The sequence below is a fragment of the Pseudomonas sp. P106(2024) genome, from assembly GCF_057480815.1.
The window spans coordinates 38,659-56,111 of record NZ_JBLIYU010000019.1 but is presented as its reverse complement, the minus strand read 5'-3'; the positions used below and the strand labels follow the sequence as shown (position 1 = coordinate 56,111).

General features: G+C 67.2%; 15 protein-coding genes. 9 read left to right on the top strand and 6 right to left on the bottom strand.

Features of this window, described 5'->3' with window-relative positions; translation table 11 throughout:
- Window positions 1–60: 60 nt before the first annotated feature.
- Window positions 61–1,071: a TerC family protein gene (locus tag AC25M7_RS22865; protein WP_036985693.1), complete on the bottom strand. Its 1,011-nt coding sequence runs from the start codon at window positions 1,069–1,071 to the stop codon at window positions 61–63.
- A 249-nt stretch (window positions 1,072–1,320) separates the two neighbouring features.
- Window positions 1,321–2,637: a hypothetical protein gene (locus AC25M7_RS22860; protein WP_084943219.1), complete on the bottom strand. Its 1,317-nt coding sequence runs from the start codon at window positions 2,635–2,637 to the stop codon at window positions 1,321–1,323.
- Between the two features lie 210 nt (window positions 2,638–2,847).
- Here AC25M7_RS22860 and AC25M7_RS22855 point away from each other — a divergent pair, with 210 nt between their 5' ends.
- From AC25M7_RS22855 to AC25M7_RS22815, 9 genes are all read left to right on the top strand, one after another.
- Window positions 2,848–4,062: a sugar transporter gene (locus tag AC25M7_RS22855; protein WP_062363466.1), complete on the top strand. Its 1,215-nt coding sequence runs from the start codon at window positions 2,848–2,850 to the stop codon at window positions 4,060–4,062.
- A gap of 206 nt (window positions 4,063–4,268) precedes the next feature.
- Window positions 4,269–4,754: a DUF2165 family protein gene (locus tag AC25M7_RS22850; protein WP_028688757.1), complete on the top strand. Its 486-nt coding sequence runs from the start codon at window positions 4,269–4,271 to the stop codon at window positions 4,752–4,754.
- Window positions 4,755–4,768: 14 nt separating this feature from the next.
- Entirely contained in the window at window positions 4,769–5,863 is a 1,095-nt protein-coding gene (locus AC25M7_RS22845) for an efflux RND transporter periplasmic adaptor subunit (protein WP_062363475.1), read from the top strand.
- Between the two features lie 18 nt (window positions 5,864–5,881).
- Entirely contained in the window at window positions 5,882–8,965 is a 3,084-nt protein-coding gene (locus AC25M7_RS22840; RefSeq protein WP_486971498.1) for a MexW/MexI family multidrug efflux RND transporter permease subunit, read from the top strand.
- Window positions 8,962–10,356 carry an efflux transporter outer membrane subunit gene (locus AC25M7_RS22835; RefSeq protein ID WP_036985697.1) on the top strand — a complete coding sequence of 465 codons (1,395 nt, stop codon included), beginning with the start codon at window positions 8,962–8,964 and terminating at the stop codon, window positions 10,354–10,356. Before AC25M7_RS22840 ends, AC25M7_RS22835 begins: the two co-directional genes overlap by 4 nt.
- Window positions 10,357–10,501: 145 nt before the next feature.
- On the top strand, window positions 10,502–10,723 hold the full coding sequence (locus AC25M7_RS22830) for an MbtH family protein (RefSeq protein ID WP_003256222.1): 222 nt from the start codon (window positions 10,502–10,504) through the stop codon (window positions 10,721–10,723).
- 4 nt (window positions 10,724–10,727) lie between these two features.
- Window positions 10,728–11,447, top strand: a complete 720-nt coding sequence (locus AC25M7_RS22825) for a thioesterase II family protein (RefSeq protein WP_028688760.1) — start codon at window positions 10,728–10,730, stop codon at window positions 11,445–11,447.
- Window positions 11,448–12,207: 760 nt separating this feature from the next.
- Window positions 12,208–12,759 (top strand): isochorismatase family protein, encoded by a 552-nt coding sequence (locus AC25M7_RS22820; protein WP_028692188.1) that lies wholly within the window; start codon window positions 12,208–12,210, stop codon window positions 12,757–12,759.
- On the top strand, window positions 12,756–13,838 hold the full coding sequence (locus AC25M7_RS22815; protein ID WP_284144539.1) for a DUF1615 domain-containing protein: 1,083 nt from the start codon (window positions 12,756–12,758) through the stop codon (window positions 13,836–13,838). The genes AC25M7_RS22820 and AC25M7_RS22815 overlap by 4 nt, the downstream gene beginning before the upstream one ends.
- 187 nt (window positions 13,839–14,025) lie before the next feature.
- Here AC25M7_RS22815 and AC25M7_RS22810 read toward each other — a convergent pair whose 3' ends face one another.
- Genes AC25M7_RS22810 through AC25M7_RS22795 form a run of 4 tightly spaced genes read right to left on the bottom strand, consistent with a single transcriptional unit; the run spans window position 14,026 to window position 17,445 of the window.
- Window positions 14,026–14,895 (bottom strand): metal ABC transporter solute-binding protein, Zn/Mn family, encoded by an 870-nt coding sequence (locus AC25M7_RS22810; RefSeq protein ID WP_241413498.1) that lies wholly within the window; start codon window positions 14,893–14,895, stop codon window positions 14,026–14,028.
- Complete coding sequence (locus tag AC25M7_RS22805) at window positions 14,892–15,791, bottom strand: metal ABC transporter permease (protein ID WP_028692191.1); 900 nt, start codon at window positions 15,789–15,791, stop codon at window positions 14,892–14,894. The genes AC25M7_RS22810 and AC25M7_RS22805 overlap by 4 nt, the downstream gene beginning before the upstream one ends.
- Window positions 15,791–16,537 (bottom strand): metal ABC transporter ATP-binding protein, encoded by a 747-nt coding sequence (locus AC25M7_RS22800; RefSeq protein WP_028692192.1) that lies wholly within the window; start codon window positions 16,535–16,537, stop codon window positions 15,791–15,793. Before AC25M7_RS22800 ends, AC25M7_RS22805 begins: the two co-directional genes overlap by 1 nt.
- Window positions 16,534–17,445, bottom strand: a complete 912-nt coding sequence (locus AC25M7_RS22795; protein WP_486971497.1) for a metal ABC transporter substrate-binding protein — start codon at window positions 17,443–17,445, stop codon at window positions 16,534–16,536. The genes AC25M7_RS22800 and AC25M7_RS22795 overlap by 4 nt, the downstream gene beginning before the upstream one ends.
- Window positions 17,446–17,453 lie beyond the last annotated feature (8 nt).

The window sequence follows — 17,453 nt, the reverse complement described above, 5'->3', positions numbered from 1 at the left end:
CGGGGCTGCCGGGCAGCGGCGATGGGCCAGGAGTCCTGGCCTTCGCTGCTGCCCGGCTCGTTATCGTCGGGCTTCATCGACCGCTGTCGGATCCGCCTTTTTGTCGCGGGTGCGCAGCAGCGACAGCAGCACGCCGCCGAGCAGCAGGCCGAATGTCACCCCCAGCGACACCCCGGCCGGCACCTTGCCCACCAGCCCGTGCCAGAAGATCTTGCAGCCGATGAAGATCAGCACCAGCGCCAGCGCGTACTTGAGGTAGACGAAGCGGTGCATCAGCGCCGCCAGGGCGAAGTACAGCGAGCGCAGGCCGAGGATGGCGAAAATGTTCGAGGTGTAGACGATGAACGGATCCTGGGTGATGGCGAAGATCGCCGGTACGCTGTCGACGGCGAACACCAGGTCGGCCAGTTCGATCAATACCAGGGCCAGGAACAGCGGCGTGGCATAGCGGATGGCCCGCGTTGCTCCGGGCGGTGTGAGCTGAACGAAGAAGTGCCGGCCATGCAACTCGTCGGTGACGCGCATGTGCCGGCGCACGAAGCGCAGTACCGGGTTGTTGGCCAGGTCCGGGTGGGCGTCGTCCTTCGACAGCGCCATCTTCACCCCGGTGAACAGCAGGAAGGCGCCGAACAGGTACAGCACCCAGGCAAAGTGCTGTACCAGCGCGGCGCCCACGCCGATCATGATCGCCCGCAGCACCACCACCCCGAGGATGCCCCAGAACAGCACGCGGTGCTGGTAGCGGCGGGGGATGGCGAAGAAGCTGAAGATCATCGCCATGACGAACACGTTGTCCATCGACAGCGATTGCTCGACCAGAAAACCCGTGTAGAACTCCAACGCCGGTTGCGCGCCCAGCTCATACCAGACCCACACGCCGAACAGCACGCCGACGCTGAAGTAGCCCGAGTACAGCAGCAGGCTTTCGCGCATCTCGATCTCGCGGTCTTGGCGGTGCAGCACACCCAGGTCGAGGACCAGCAAGGCGATGACGATGGTGATGAAGACCAGCCACAACCAGGCGCTGGTGCCGAGAAAAGGCGTGAAGAGGAATTGCTGCAGAGCCGTCATGAGCCCCTCCTTGATTGTCGACGTTGCATGGCAACAGTGATTCCGACATGGCGGCGCAAACCGTCAGAGGGGCCCGGCATCACATGATTTTGAGCCTAGTCGCGATCCTCGGGCTTGCCGAATGGCAGGCTGTTACATTTCTTTGCCTGGATCCAATGGCCAGCGGCGCGACGGACCGACTGCGCGCTATGGGTTCTGACGGGTCTTGCAGCGTATCCGTTAGGGGCACATCTCCGGGGCGCCGCCGGCCTACCAGGCCAGCGGCTGCTCGAACCCCTTCCAGCACACCCAGCGTCGTACCTCGCCATGCGCCCCGGTGCCGATCTGCCATTGCGGTCGGCCGCTGTCCAGGGCGATCAGTGAAATGAAGCCGGCATGGCTGGCCACCGCCAGGGTGCGGCCGTCGGCGCTGATGTCCATGGCGCTGATGGTCGAGCCGAGGTAGTGCTGCCAGTGCTCGCTGCCGTCCTCGCCGAAGGCGCGCAGATAGCCATGGGCGTCGCCGACGATGTACTCGCCTTCGCGGGTGACGCCTGCGTAGATCCGCGCGCCGTCCTGCAACAGCGGCGTGCGCGGGTCCTCGCTGTAGAAGCCGGTGTCCAGCCCCGGCAGGTCGGCCACCCGCACGCCGACGGTGCCGCCCTGGTAGAAATGGCAGGCGTTGAGGATCAGCTGGTCGCCGCGCCGGTTGAACAGGGCGAAGTGCGGGTACTCGCTGGCCGGGCCGACTTCGGCGATGGGCCTGAAGTGTTCGTCGAGCACCAGGTGCCGGCCGCACTGCTCACCCAGGGCGATCAGCCGGCCATCCGGTGACAACGCGGCGTGCTCCATGGCCAGGCCCAGGGCTATGTCGTCCGGATCGGTGCCTTGGCGCAGGTCCTCGAGAATCGTCTCCTGGCGTGGCAGCAGGCGCGTGGCACCGTTGGCGGCGAGGACGAAGATGCCGTCGCTGCTGACCAGCAGGACCCGCTGGCCGTCAGGGAAGGGCAGCAGCGCGGTGGGCGTCGGCGGCAGGTCGAAGGGGTCGAACGGGTAGCCGGCGGGCAAGCCTTCCAGGCCATGGGGCCAGGCCAGCCTGGCCACCTGCGGGCCGCCCCAGCCATCGGTCACGCGCACCCCTTCGGCATTGGCCAGGGCGTAGTAGCGCCGCTGCGGGCAGCGGCCGAAGTGCTCGACGCCAATCACCGGGGTGATGCCCTGGTCGTCGATACGCAGCACCTGGCCCCGGTCGAACGGCATGCCGATCCGCGCCAGCAGGCTGCCGTCGTCGAGCAGCAGCAGGTTGCCGATGCCCTGGGCCTGTTCCTCGAACAGGGGCACCAGCGGCAGGTGCGCTGGCGGCCAGGCCTCGCGGAACAGCTGGCGCTGCGCCGGTTCGACGCCGGGTCGGTTGATGGCCCGCAGCGCCGCCAGCCAGGCGTCGAGCAGGTGTTCGGTCGCCGCTGCCTGCGGCTCCTCCAGATCGTCCCAGCCTTGCGCACGGCCCTGCGCGACATAGCGGTTGATGGCCTCGGCGTAGGCGATGACCGCCTCGCGCCATTGCTGCTGGGGGTGCTGCTTGTCCATGGGCGGATCGAACTCCTTGTTCCGCAGGGTGAGTGGCGCTGCCACAAAAGGGTGCATGGTACTCCGTCGGCGTCCGTGGTTGTGAGGTCCGGGCTTGATGCGTACCATGCTGGGCATCCTTCCAATAATCAGAAACGTGCATCACCGGCCTGGCACCTGGGCAGGCGATGTGCGTCCTGTTGCCTTGCCCGCGGAGAAAAACCTCTTCACATGAATGGACCCGTACCCACCTCCATGCCCCCTGCAGCCGGCAACGGCAGCTGGTTGAGCGTCATCGCCCTGGCGCTGGCGGCGTTCATCTTCAACACCACCGAGTTCGTCCCGGTGGCGCTGCTCAGCGACATCGGTCGCAGTTTCGAGATGACCACCGCGCAGGTCGGCCTGATGCTGACCATCTATGCCTGGGTGGTGGCGCTGGCGTCGCTGCCGATGATGCTGATGACCCGCAACATCGAGCGGCGGCGCCTGCTGCTGATCGTGTTCCTGGTGTTCATCGCCAGCCACCTGTTGTCGTGGTTGTCGCAGAGCTTCGCCATGCTGCTGGTCAGCCGCATCGGCATTGCCCTGGCCCACGCCGTGTTCTGGGCCATCACCGCGTCGCTGGCGGTGCGCGTGGCGCCGCCCGGCCAGCAGGCCAAGGCGCTGGGCCTTTTGGCCACCGGTACCACCCTGGCGATGGTCATGGGCATCCCGCTGGGGCGGGTGGTGGGCGAGGCGCTGGGCTGGCGCATCACCTTCCTGTGCATTGCCGGGGTGGCGCTGGCGACCATGCTGTGCCTGATGAAGTCGCTGCCGCTGCTGCCGAGCCAGAACTCCGGCTCGCTGCGCAGCCTGCCGATCCTGTTCAAGCGCCCGGCGTTGGTGATCACCTACCTGCTGGTGACGCTGGTGATCACCGCGCAGTTCACCGCCTATAGCTATATCGAGCCGTTTGCCTTGCACGTGGCGCAGATCGGCGGCGAGCGCACCACGCTGCTGCTGTTGCTGTTCGGCGGCGCCGGGGTGTTCGGTTCGGTGCTGTTCAGCCGCTACAGCGAGCGGTTCCCCCATGGCTTCCTGGTGGGCGCCATCGGCGCCCTGGCGGCGTGCCTGTTGCTGCTGCTGCCGCTGTCGGGCAATTTCCCGGTGTTCGCCGGGCTGAGCATGGTCTGGGGCGTGGCGATCCTGAGCTTCAGCCTGGCCCTGCAGTCCAAGACGCTGAAGCTCGCCTCGGATGCCACCGACGTGGCCATGGCGCTGTTCTCGGGGATCTACAACATCGGCATCGGCGGCGGCGCGCTGCTGGGCAGCATCGTCAGCAGCCAGCTGGGCGTGGCGCATATCGGCCTGGTCGGTGGCGGCGTGGCGGTGGTTGGCCTGGTGCTGGCATTGTCCAGCACCCAGCGCTTTCGTGAGGCCTTGACGCGCGTTCCCGGCCAGGTCTGAACCGCGACCTCTGTAGGGGCTGCCCGAGCATCGAAGCGCAGCCCCGGCACGCGAATGCCCATCGACTGATCCGCATCAATCCCTCAGACAATATGCGCCCCTGTAATAGGGGCGCTTGTGTATCGGCAAGGCTGCCACTAATATCCAAGCGTTTTCTTGTGTAATTGCCTGTTCCCCCTGGCCAGGCCATCAATACGGACGTTGATATGGATTTGCACACCTCCCTGTGGCTGTTCCAGGCCATCCAGGCCGTGGGCCTGGCCTTGTGGCTGAGCATCGCGGTGTTGAACAACCTGCAGGCTTTCGCCAGCTCCGTTGGCGCCATCGGCGCCACCCTGGCCATGGCGCCGCTGCGCCAGCCACCAGCCATCGACTTCCCCCTGCTGCGCCGGGCCTGCCAGTCGACCGGCCTGGCCCGCGCCGCGCTGCTGGTGATCCTGCTGCTGCAGGTGGTCGCCAGCGTGGCGGCCTGGATCGGTTGCTACGGGCTGATCGTTGCCCAGGACCCGCTCATGGCCCGCGCCTGGCTGAACCTGGCGCTCGCCGCCTTCCTCGCCTTCACCTTTGCCATGCTGCTCGGTGGCCTGTGGTTCGGCTACTGGATTCGCCAGGAAGGCCTGCAGCTCACCCATCTGGTGCTGGTGCTGTGGGCGATCCTGGCGTTCTTCCTGTTCAACCTGAATTGGGCCTGAGGCGAGGACGCGCGATGAAGAGCAAGGCGATACTCGGCAGCGTCCTGGTACTGGCGCTTGTGACTGCCGGCGGTCTGGCCTGGCGCCATGCCGGCCAGGCCCAGGCCACGGCGACACCGGCGCGGCACCTGGTCAAGGTGGCCCTGGCCACGGTGCAGAAAGCACCACAGAAACGTGCCTTCGCCGGCGTCGGCGAGCTGGAGGCGGTGCACCAGGTGCTGGTGTCGGCCGAAATCGGCGGACGGGTGACGGCGATCAACTTCACGTCCGGCCAGCAGGTGCGCAAGGGCGATGTGCTGGTCACCCTCAACGATGCCCCCGAGCAGGCCGAGCGCCTGCGCCTGAAGGCCCAGCTGGACAATGCGCGGACCAACCACCGGCGGGTCAAGGACCTGCTGCGCGAGAACGCCGCCACCCAGGAACAGCTGGACAACGCCCTGGCGGCCCGCGACATGGCCCAGGGCGAACTGGCCCGCACCGAGGCGGTGATCGCCCAGAAGGCGGTGCGCGCGCCGTTCGACGGGCGCCTGGGCATCCGCCGGGTGAACCAGGGCCAGTACCTCAATGTCGGTGATCCGGTGGTCAGCCTGATCGACACCCGCAGCCTGTACGTCAACTTCTCCCTCGAAGAGCAGCTGAGTGCCCAACTGCGCCCCGGCCAGCCGGTCGAGGTGCGTCTGGATGCCTTCCCCGACACGCCGTTCACCGCCCATATCACGGCCATCGACCCGTTGATCGGCCGGTCGCGCACCGTGCAGGTCCAGGCCACCCTGGCCAAGTCCGATGCGCGCCTGGCGGCCGGCATGTACGCCAGCGTGCAGGTGGCCAGCCCCGATGACGGCCAGGTGCTGACCGTGCCGGAAACCGCGGTGGCCTATACCGCCTATGGCGACACGGTGTTCGTCGCCCGCCACGATGACGCCGCCGGTGCATTGGTGGTGCAGCGGGTGGCGGTGCGCACCGGCGAGCGCCAGGCCGGTCGGGTGGTGATCGAACAGGGCTTGAACGAGGACGACCAAGTGGTGGTGTCGGGGCAGTTGCGCCTGAGCGACGGCACCGCCGTGCAAGCCACCGAAGACACCCTGCAGGCCCCGGCCAGCGGCGCCTGACCCCAGCGAGAACACGCCATGACATTCACCGACCTGTTCGTGCGCCGGCCTGTGCTGGCGCTGGTGGTCAGCACCCTGATCCTGCTGCTGGGGCTGCTGTCGCTGCTGCAGTTGCCGATCCGCCAGTACCCATTGCTGGAAAGCTCGACCATCACCGTGACCACCGAATACCCCGGCGCCCCGGCCGAGCTGATGCAGGGCTTCGTCACCCAGCCGATCGCCCAGGCGGTGTCGTCGGTGGAAGGCATCGACTACCTGTCGTCCTCCTCGGTGCAGGGCCGCAGCCTGGTGACCGTGCGCATGGAGCTCAACCGCGACTCGACCCAGGCGCTGACCGAGGTGATGGCCAAGGTCAACCAGGTGCGCTTCCGCCTGCCGGAGCGCGCCTACGACCCGGTGATCGAGCGCTCGGCCGGGGAGTCGACGGCGGTGGCCTATATCGGCTTTGCCAGCCCGAGCCTGCCGATTCCGGCCATGACCGACTACCTCACGCGGGTGGTCGAGCCGCTGCTCAGTACCATCGAAGGCGTGGCCAAGGTCCAGGTGTTCGGTGGCCAGACCTTGTCGATGCGCCTGTGGATCGACCCGGCGCGCCTGGCCGCCCGGGGCCTGACCGCCGCCGATGTGGCCGAGGCGGTGCGGCGCAACAACTACCAGGCGGCACCCGGCAAGGTGAAGGGGCAGTACGTGATCGCCAATATTCGCGTCGACACCGACCTGACCTCGGTCGGCGACTTCCGCGAGCTGGTGATCCGCAACGACGGCAACGGCCTGGTGCGCATCCGCGACATCGGCACCGTCGAGCTCGGCGCCGCCTCGGCCGAAACCAGCGCCAGCATGGACGGCGTGCCGGCGGTGCACCTGGGCCTGTTCGCCACCCCGGGCGGCAACCCGCTGGTGATCGTCGAGGGCATCCGCCAGCTGCTGCCGCAGATTCGCCAGACCCTGCCGCCGGACGTCAAGGCCGAGCTGGCCTTCGAGACGGCGCGGTTCATCCAGGCCTCCATCGACGAGGTCACCAAGACCCTGCTCGAAGCCCTGGCCATCGTGGTGGTGGTGATCTACCTGTGCCTGGGTTCGTTGCGCACGGTACTGATCCCGGTGGTGACCATCCCGCTGTCGATGCTTGGGGCGGCGGCGCTGATGCTGGCGTTCGGTTTCAGCATCAACCTGCTCACCTTGCTGGCCATGGTGCTGGCGGTGGGGCTGGTGGTGGACGATGCCATCGTCGTGGTGGAGAACGTCCACCGCCATATCGAGGAGGGGCGCACACCGGTGGCGGCGGCATTGATCGGCGCCCGCGAGGTGGCCGGGCCGGTGATCGCGATGACCATCACATTGGCCGCGGTGTACGCGCCGATCGGCATGATGGGCGGGCTGACCGGCGCGTTGTTCCGCGAGTTCGCCCTGACCCTGGCTGGCGCGGTGGTGGTTTCCGGCGTGGTGGCGCTGACCCTGTCGCCGGTGATGAGCTCGTTCCTGCTTGATGCGCGTCAGTCCGAAGGGCGCATGGCCCATGCCGCCAACCGTTTCTTCGACTGGCTGGCCGAGCGCTACGCCCATGTATTGGGGTTCTCGCTGAAACATCGCTGGATCAGTGTCGGCTTCGCCTTGCTGGTGCTGGTCAGCCTGCCGCTGCTGTACAGCCTGCCGCAGCGCGAGCTGGCGCCGACCGAGGACCAGGCCGGGCTGCTTACCGCGATCAAGGCGCCGCAGCATGCCAACCTGGCCTATGTCGAACGATTCGCCGACAAGCTCGACACGGTCTACCGCACCCTGCCGGAGACCGTCAGCACCTGGATCATCAACGGCAGCGATGGCATCGCCTCGGGCATCGGCGGCATCAACCTGCAACCGTGGGACGAGCGTGCGCGCAACGCCTCGCAGATCCAGCTCGACCTGCAGGCGGCGGTGAACGATGTCGAAGGCACCAGCATCTTTGCCTTCCAGCTGCCGGCGCTGCCGGGTTCGACGGGCGGCCTGCCGGTGCAGATGGTGCTGCGCAGCTCCCAGGATTACCGAGTGCTGTTCGACACCATGGAGCAGGTCAAGGCCAAGGCCCGACAGAGCGGCCTGTTCGCCGTGGTCGACAGCGACCTGGACTACAACAACCCGGTGGTGCAGGTGCGGGTCGACCGCGCCAAGGCCAACAGCATGGGCATCCGCATGCAGGACATCGGCGAGTCGCTGGCGGTGCTGGTGGGGGAGAACTACCTCAATCGTTTCGGCCTCGACGGCCGCTCCTACGACGTCATCGCCCAGAGCCCGCGCGACCAGCGCCTGACCCCGCAGGCCCTGACCCGGCAGTACGTGCGCAGCGAGGAGGGCCGGCTGGTGCCGTTGTCCACCGTGGTGCAGGTCAGCGAGCAGGTCGAGCCCAACCGCCTGACCCAGTTCAACCAGCAGAACGCCGCGACTTTCCAGGGCATCCCGGCGGCCGGGGTCACATTGGGCGACACGGTGGCGTTCCTCGAACAGGTCGCGGCTGAATTGCCCGTTGGTTTCAGCATTGACTGGCAGTCCGACGCCCGCCAGTACCAGCAGGAGGGCAACGCCCTGATGCTGGCGTTCCTCGCCGCCGTGGTGGTGATCTATCTGGTGCTGGCCGCGCAGTACGAGAGCCTGGTCGATCCGCTGATCATCCTGATCACCGTGCCACTGTCGATCAGCGGCGCGCTGCTGCCCCTGGCGCTGGGGGTGGCCACGGTGAACATCTATACGCAGATCGGCCTGGTGACGCTGATCGGGCTGATCAGCAAGCACGGCATTCTCATGGTGGAGTTTGCCAACACCCTGCAGGCCGAGCAGCACCTGGACCGGCGCACGGCGATCGGCAAGGCGGCGCAGATCCGCCTGCGGCCGATCCTGATGACCACGGCAGCCATGGTGGTGGGGCTGATCCCGCTGCTGTTCGCCTCGGGCGCCGGCGCTGCCAGCCGTTTCGGGCTGGGCGTGGTGATCGTCACCGGGATGCTGGTGGGGACCTTGTTCACCCTGTTCGTGCTGCCGACCATCTACAGCCTGCTGGCCCGTGACCATGCCAGCACCGCGCGTTCGGCGCGGGCGCGGTCGTTGGCCGAAACCCTGGAGGGCCAGCCATGAAGCCTGTATTCGTCGTCTCCCTGATGGCCCTGGCCTTGTCTGCGTGCAGCGTCGGCCCCGATTACCAAAAGGCCGAGGTACCGGCCAGTGGCGTGCACAGCCCGCAGCGCGCCGCCTTCGCCGCCCGTGGCGAGTTGCCGGCGCAGTGGTGGCGGTTCTTCGACGACCCGCAGCTGGTGCGCCTGGTCGACCAGGCCCTGGCCAACAACCACGATATCCGTCAGGCCCATGCCAACCTGCTGGCGGCGCGGGCGCTGTTCGACGACCGCAGCCTCGACCGCTATCCCTGGGTCACCGCCCGCGCCGGCTACAACCAGAGCCTGGAGCAGCAGCAGCCGGCTGATGGCAGCGACCCGCGGCGCATGCGCACCGAGCAGTACCGCGCCGGCTTCGACGTGCAGTGGGAGATCGACCTGTTCGGTCGCCTGCAACGCCTGACCGACGCCGCCGAGGCCCGCGCCGACGCGGCGGCGGCGGACCTGCGCCAGGCGCGCCTGAGTATCGCCGCGGAAGTCGCCCGCAACTACTACCTCCAGCTTGGGCTCAAACGCAGCCTGGCCGTGGCCGAGGATCAGGTCGAGGCCTGGCGCGAGACCCTGCAACTGACCAGCGCCCAGGTGCGCGCCGGCAGCGGCCAGTACGAGGACCAGCAGAACGCCCATGCCAACTTGCTGCTCAGCGAGGCGGCGGTGCCGCCGTTGCAGGCGGCAATCCAGCAGGCCAGCTACCGCCTCGACGTGCTGACCGGGCAGGTGCCGGGCAGCCAGGAACAGGGCGCCGCGCCGTTCCTGCCGCCGTTGGCGCGCCAGTTGCCGTTGGGCGATGTCGACGCGCTGATCGGCCAGCGCCCCGATGTGGTCAGCGCCGAGCGTGAGCTGGCGGCCAGCACCGAGGATGTCGGCGCGGCCACCGCCGAGCTGTACCCGCGTCTGGACCTGGGCGGCTTCATCGGTTTCTTCGCCCTGCGCGGCGGCGACCTGGGCAGTGCCGCCCGCGCCTACGAGCTGGCGCCGGTGGTGACTTGGCCGGCGCTGCGCCTGGGCAACGCCCGTGCCCGCCTGCGGGTGCGCGAGGCGCTGGCCGAGGGCAGTCAGGCACGCTACCAGCAGGCCGTGCTGCTGGCCCGCGAAGAGGTGGAGAACGCGGTGACGCAACTGGTGCGCAACCAGGCGCGGCTGCAAAGCCTGGTGGCTTCCGCCGGCCACGGCAGCGAGGCCATCGACATTGCCAACAAGCGCTATCGGCGTGGAGCGGGGACCTACCTGGCGGTGTTGGAGAACCAGCGTGCGCTGTTCTCGATCAAGCGCGAGGTGGCCGAGGCGGAAACGGCGTCGTACCTGGATGCGATTGCGCTGTACAAGGCGTTGGGGTGGGGGAGTGCGGCACAGTAGCCCTCATTGGTTGTTACCCTGTGGGCGCCATGGGCGGCGAGCAAGAGTTCCAGGATGGGCCTAATTTTTCCGGTGCGGTCTTCGTTTTCATGGAAGCCGCCCTGCGCCCGGCGCGTTCGGCACTCATCATTCAAGGAGACAGGCAATGACTTCCGTTTTCGACCGCGACGATATCCAGTTCCAGGTAGTGGTCAACCACGAAGAGCAGTATTCCATCTGGCCCGACTACAAGGCGATCCCCAACGGCTGGCGCGCGGTGGGCAAGAGCGGCCTGAAGAAGGACTGCCTGGCCTACATCGATGAGGTCTGGACCGACATGCGTCCACTGAGCCTGCGCCAGAAGATGGCCGAAGCCGCGGCGCAATAAGGCGGTGTCGAGCTTGAACCTGCTGTGCCTGCCGTACTCCGGTGCCAGCGCCATGGTCTACAGCCGCTGGCGGCGCAAGCTGCCGGCCTGGCTGCAGGTGCGCCCGGTGGAGTTGCCCGGGCGTGGCGCGCGCATGGGCGATCCGCTGCACACCGACCTGCGGGGGCTGGCCCGGCAGCTGGCCCATGAGCAGCGGGGCGCCACCCAGGCGCCCTACGCGCTGCTCGGGCACAGCCTGGGGGCGCTGGTCGCCTTTGAGCTGGCCCACGAGCTGCGGGCGCTGGGGTGTCCGGCGCCGGTGGCGTTGTTCGCCAGTGGGACGGCGGCGCCGACCCGGCGGGAGGACTATGCCGGTGGCAAATGGACCGAGCCTCGGGGGGAGGCCGAACTGATCGGCGAACTGCGCAAGCTGGGGGGGACACCTGAAGAAGTGCTGGCCAACCAGGAGCTGATGAGCCTGACCTTGCCGATCGTGCAGGCGGACTTTTTGCTTTGTGGGCGGTATGTGTATGAGCCGCGTCAGTTGTTGCAATGTCCGTTGCATGTGCTGGGTGGTGAAGAGGATCGGGCCAGTGATGAACAGTTGCAGGCTTGGGGGCGGGAGACTGGCGGGGGGTACTCGCTGACGAAGTTTCCGGGTGGGCATTTCTTTATTCATGAGCAGGAAGAGCGGGTGCTTGATGTGCTTTGCCGGACGTTGGAGCCTTTGAGGCTTTGTGCTTGATTGGTGGGGTTGGGGTGTTTGGCTATAGCTGATATTTGATCTGTTGCTGTTGTTGTTGTTGTTGTTGTTGTTGGTTTTAGAAGTTGTATGCGCATTCATTTGTGATGTCGACGCTTATTCACCTTTCCGCCCTTACGGCGGGTTACTTGGTCGTGGCCAAAGTAACCAAAGCCGTGGCGCTCCATTCATCCGGCCCTCCGCTTCGCTCCGGGTTCCCTCACTCCGGCCTTGCTCCCGGGAGGACCGCGCTGCAGGGCCCATCCTGGGCCCCAGCGCTTGACGGGCATCCATGCCCGTCACCTCCCTCCGCAAGGCCTGCGTTCGGCCTCCTGAAGTCGCGAAGTTACGGGCGGCGCCTGAACTGGCGCAGCTGTCGCTAGTTGGTTTTTAGTTAAACTCTCGATTGTTTCGCGGGGCAAGCCCGCTCCCACGCAGATGATTCAGCTTGGGGCGGGAATAGCGTGGGAGCGAGGGAACCCCGGAGCGAAGCGCAGGGGCCGGATGAATGGAGCCAGCGGTTTTTGCCTACTTTTGCCCAAGAAAGAGCAAAAGTAGGTCGCCGTAAAGGCGAAAAGGTGACGATGCGTCACCATCGCCAATGAATGCGTATACAACTATAAAAACAAACTTTAAAACTACAGGCGCACTAAATTCAGATGTCAGCAGTTACTGGTTCCGCCTTCAAAACCAGCAGCCTCTGATTGACGCCACTCCCCGCCTGGGTAAGGCTACCCCTTCCTCCCAAGCCATGAGTCCGCCAATGCTGATCGATCCCCGCAAGGCCACGCTGCTGGTCATCGACATCCAGGAAAAACTGATAGGCGCCATGAGCGACCCCGAGGGCACCGCGGCCCGCGCCCGCTGGCTGCTCGCGGCCACCGCCGAACTAAAACTCCCCACGGTGATCTCCGAGCAATACCCCAAGGGCCTGGGCCACACCCTGGCCGCCCTCAAAGCCGCGGCGCCAGCCGCCGAGATCGTCGAGAAGCTGCACTTCTCCTGCGTCGCCGCCGAATGCCTGCCCCCCAGCCTGCTCGACCGCGAACAGGTAATCGTCTGCGGCATGGAGACCCACGTCTGCGTGCTGCAGACCGTGCTCGGCCTGCGGGCCCTGGGCAAGCAGGTGTTCGTGGTCGAGGACGCCTGCGACAGCCGTTCCCCGGCCAGCAAGGCAGCGGGCCTGGCGCGCATGCGCGATGCCGGGGCGCAGGTGGTCACCCGCGAGATGGTGCTGTTCGAGTTGCTGGGCAGCTCCAGCCACCCGCTGTTCCGCCAGATCAGCAAGACCTACCTGGTCGGTGAACAGCCCTGAACGCCCGCCTGCTGACCACCGCGCTGTTGGCCCTGGGCCTGCTGCAAGGCTGCGCCGGACGACGTGAGGAGGCCGGCGAGGCCGACCCGGCCAAGGTTCGCGCCCAGCTCCTGCACCTGCTGCCGGCCCAGGTCAAGGACCGCCAGGGCTGGGCCGAGGATATCCAGGTGGCGTTCCAGGCCCAGGGCCTCAGCCCGAGCAAGAGCAACCTGTGCGCGGTGCTGGCGGTGACCGAGCAGGAGTCGACCTTCAACGCCGACCCGCAGGTACCGAACCTGGGGCGCATCGCCCGCGAGGAGATCGACCGTCGGGCGGCGCGCCTGCATGTGCCCCGGCTGTTGGTCGATGGCGCCCTGAGCACGCCCTCGGCCAACGGCAAGACCTACCAGCAACGGCTGCTCGCCGTGCGTAGCGAGAAGCAGCTCAGCGCCCTCTACGATGAGGTGATCGGCGGCCTGCCGCTGGGGCGCTCGCTGCTCGGCGGGCTGAACCCGGTGCGCACCGGTGGGCCGATGCAGGTCAGCGTGGATTTCGCCGAGCGGCACGCCAAGGGCTATCCCTACGAGCACACGGGCAGCATCCGTCAGGAGGTGTTCAGCCGTCGCGGCGGGATGTACTTCGGCATCGCCCACCTGCTTGGCTATCCCACCCACTATGAGCGTCAGCTGTACCGCTTCGCCGATTTCAATGCCGGTTGGTACGCCAGCCGCAACGCGGCGTTCCAGGCGGCATTGAGCCGGGCGAGCGGGGTGTCGCTGGCGCTCGACGGCGACCTGATCGCCCCCGGTGCGATCCTGCCTGGCACCACCGAGCAGGCGGCGCGCAAGCTGGGAGCGAAGCTTGGGCTGCGCAATCCACAGATCAGGGCTCAACTGGAGAAGGAAAATGGCCTGGCGCTGGAGGACACCGCGTTGTATCGCGGGGTGTTCGCCCTGGCTGAGGCGAAGGCGGGCAAGGCGTTGCCACGGGCGGTGCTGCCGGGGATCGAGCTGAAGAGCCCGAAAATTACCCGCAAGCTGACCACGGCGTGGTTTGCCGGCAGGGTGGATGAGCGTTATCAGCGCTGCATGAAGCGTTGAGGCGGTCCCTGTAGGCGATAGCCCAGCCCTTAGGGGCTGCGCAGTTGCGCAGGGAACGGTTCCCCTGTGGGAGCGGCCTTGCGTCGCGAAAGGGGCGCGCAGCGGCCCCAGGTTCTAAGCCACCATCAACATTGCTGGGGCTGCTGCGCAGCCCTTTCGCGACGCAAGGCCGCTCCTACAGAGGCGTTCAACTGTCGCCCAGCGCCTTGACCACCTGCTCGACGCTGGCCTTGAGCCCCGCCACGGTGTCGTCCGGATCGCTGTCCACCACCAGCAACTTCGCCCCGGAAGCGGCGATCGCCTCGGCCACCTTTGCGTCTGGCTGGCGATGGTGCAGCACCAGGGCCGCATCCTGCGCCTTGAGGTTTTCCCCCAGTGCCTTGAGCGCGGCTTCGTCCCACTTGCCGTCGGCTGGCAGCGGCTGTTCGACCATATCCAGGTTCAACCCGCTGGCCAGGTAGCCCAGGCGCTCGGACAGGCTGACCACGGTCAGGTTGTCGACCTCGGCCAGGCGTGTCTGGCTGTTGGCGGTCAGCTCCAGCATCTGTCGTTTGAGGCCGGCGAGGTTGCCCTGGATCTTGGCCTTGTCTGTTGGCGAGAGGCGCTCCAGGTCGTTGGCGACGACATCGGCCATGCGCCCCAGGTTGGTCGGGTTCAGCCAGGGATAGGCAGCGAAGGCCTCGTCGCCCTTGACCGCGATGCCGGGCAGGGCACCGTCCACCGGGCGCGCGGCGTCGATCTCGACGATGCGGATGTTGCTGCGTCGGGCCATGGGGTAGAGCGGATCGTCACGCCAGATCGAGCGCACGCCGATCACTGCGTCGGCTTTCAGCGCCACCTTCTGCAGGCTGGCGCCGCCACGGCCACTGAAGTACGAGGGCTGGCGGCTGGCTGGCAGGTTGGCCGGGGCGGCGCGCTTGAGCTGCACCGAGGTGCCGTCGAGCAATACGCTGGCCAAGCTGTGGGTCACCGGCAGGGTGGTCAGCACTTCGGTGGCACTGGCCAGCAGTGGCAGGCCACTCAGGACCAGGACCAGGGGCAGTTTGTTCAGGGTCATGCCGGGTTTCCTTGCAGGCGGGGGACGAGGGCGCGGGCCAGGGCCGCGAGGGCGAAGCAGATCCCGGCGACCAGGATGATCGCCGCGCCCGAGGGCACTGGCAGGTCAAAGACGATCGGCAGCAGGATGCCGAGCAGGGTGCTCAGGGTGGCGATGATCACCGAGACGAAGAAGAAGCCCTTGAGCGACTGGCTGACCAGCCGCGCCGCCGCCGCCGGGATCACCAGCAGGGCACCGACCAGGATCGCGCCGATCACCTTCACCGAGGCCACGGTAACCAGGGTCACCAGCACCACGAACAGGTAGTCGAGGGTCTTCACCGCCACCCCGCGCACCGCCGCCAGCTGCGGGTTGAAACTGGCCAGCATGATGCGGTTGTACAGCGGCAGGGCCAAGGCCAGCACCAGCACGGCGACGATGCCCAGCACCAGCAGGTCATGGGCGCTGACGGTGAGCACCGAGCCAAACAGTACGTTCTCGAGGATGTGCACGTTGATCTTGCCGGCCAGCATCAGCAGCAAACTCGCGCCCAGGGCCAGCGACACCGAGAGGAACACGCCGATCAGCGTGTCCGGGGACAATCCGGTGCGGTTGCGCAGGAAATTGAGCAGGATGCCGAACAGCAGGCAGTAGCCGAACAGGCTGCCGTACGGGCCGGTGTAGGGCTCGCCGAGCAGGATGCCGATGGCCACGCCGGTCAGCGCGGCATGGCCGACCGCCTCGGAGAAGAAGGCGAAGCGCTTGACCACCACCAGGGTGCCCAGCCCGCCCAGCACCGGGCCGATCATCAGGCCCGCCAGCAGGGCGTTGACCACGAAACCGTAGGCCAGGGCTTCCGGCAGATAACCAGCGGTGGCCCAGTCCTGGACCAGCTGGCGGAACGATTCGAAACTCATCAGGCAAGGCTCTCGCTGCGCGGGTGGACGGAGAACAGCCCGAGCAGGCGCTCGGGGGTCAGGGCCTGGGCCGGCGGGGCGTCGAACAGCACCTGGCGGCTCAGCCCGGTGACCCGGTCGGCCAGGCGCAGCACCGCTTCCAGGTCGTGCTCGATCCACAGCACGGTGGTGCCGGCCTGGCGCCAGCCGTGCAACAGTTGCTCGAACACCTGGATGCCAGCCTCGTCGAGGGCCGACATCGGCTCGTCCAGCACCAGCAGCTGTGGCTCGGGGATCAGCCCCTGGGCCAGCAGCACGCGCTGGCGCTCGCCGCCGGACAGCGCGCCCATGCGCCGCTTGCGCTTGTCGAGCATGCCCACCCGCGCCAGCGCCGCGTCGATCGCCGGGCGTACGCGCCGTGACAGGCCGAGGAACGCCGGGCGGCGCTGGCACATGGCGGCCATGAAGTCGTCCACGGTCATCGGCAGGCCGCGGTCGAATTCCAGGGCCTGGGGCACGTAGCCGATCACTTCACGCTCACCGGGCCAGTGCAGGGTCAGCTGGCCCTGGTGCGGCATCTGCCCGAGCAGGGTCTTGATCAGCGAACTCTTGCCGCCGCCGTTGGGGCCGACGATGGCGTGCACGCTGCCGGGGGCGACGCTGAAGCGCACGTTCTCGAGAATGCGCGTGCGGCCCAGGGTGAGGTCGATGCCGTCGAACTCGATGCGTGGCCCGCTGGCGGTTGTGAGGTTGGCGGCGGCGGTCACGTGCGGTTCTCCTGGATGGCCTGGACCACCGTGTCGAGGTTGCGCTTCATCTCCAACTCGTACTTTTCCTGGGTGTAGTCGCCGTAGGAGATGTGCGTGAGCGGGTAGATGCGCACGCCGGACTCGCGATGGATGGTGTCGACGTACGCTGACGGGAAGTCCATCTCCGAGAAGATCACCTTCACATCCAGGGCCTTGAGCTGGTCGATGGTCTTCTTCAGCTGTGCTGGGCTCGGTTCGATGCCGTGGGCCGGTTCCACCACCGCGGTGACCTCGAGGCCGAAGTCGCGCACCAGGTAGTCGTAGGCGGCGTGGATGGTGGCCACGCGGAAGGTCGCGTCCGGCGCCTGGGTGACCTTGGCCAGGGCCTCGGCGCGCAGGGCACGCAGACGCTTGGCGTAGGCCCGGGCGTTCTGCGTGTAGAACTTGGCGTTGTCCGGGTCGAGCTTGCCCAGCTCGCGGGCGATGTTGTTGACCTGGGCGATGGTGGCGCTGATCGACAGGAAGGTATGCGGGTTGACCACCTTGCCGGCGCCGCGGGCGGCGATGCCGGTGGCCGCCAGCAGCGGCACGTTGGCATTGGACTCGATGGTCTTGATATCGGGTTTGTCGCTGGCGGCGATCATGCGGTCGGCAAAGTCGTCATGGCCGACACCGTTGAGCACGATCACGTCGAGGCTGCCGATGCGCTTGATGTCCTCGGCGCGGGGTTCGTAGGCGTGGGGGTTGAAGCCGGCCGGGATCAGCGGCACCACCTCGGCCTTGTCCCCGACGATGTTGCTCACGTAGCTGTAGTAGGGGTGCAGGGTGATGCCGATGCGCAGCGGCTTGCCATTGTCGGCGAGGGCCACGGCGGGCAGGGCGCAGGCCAGGAGCAGCGCCAGGGTGAGGCGGGCGAAGCGGAGCATGGGCAGGT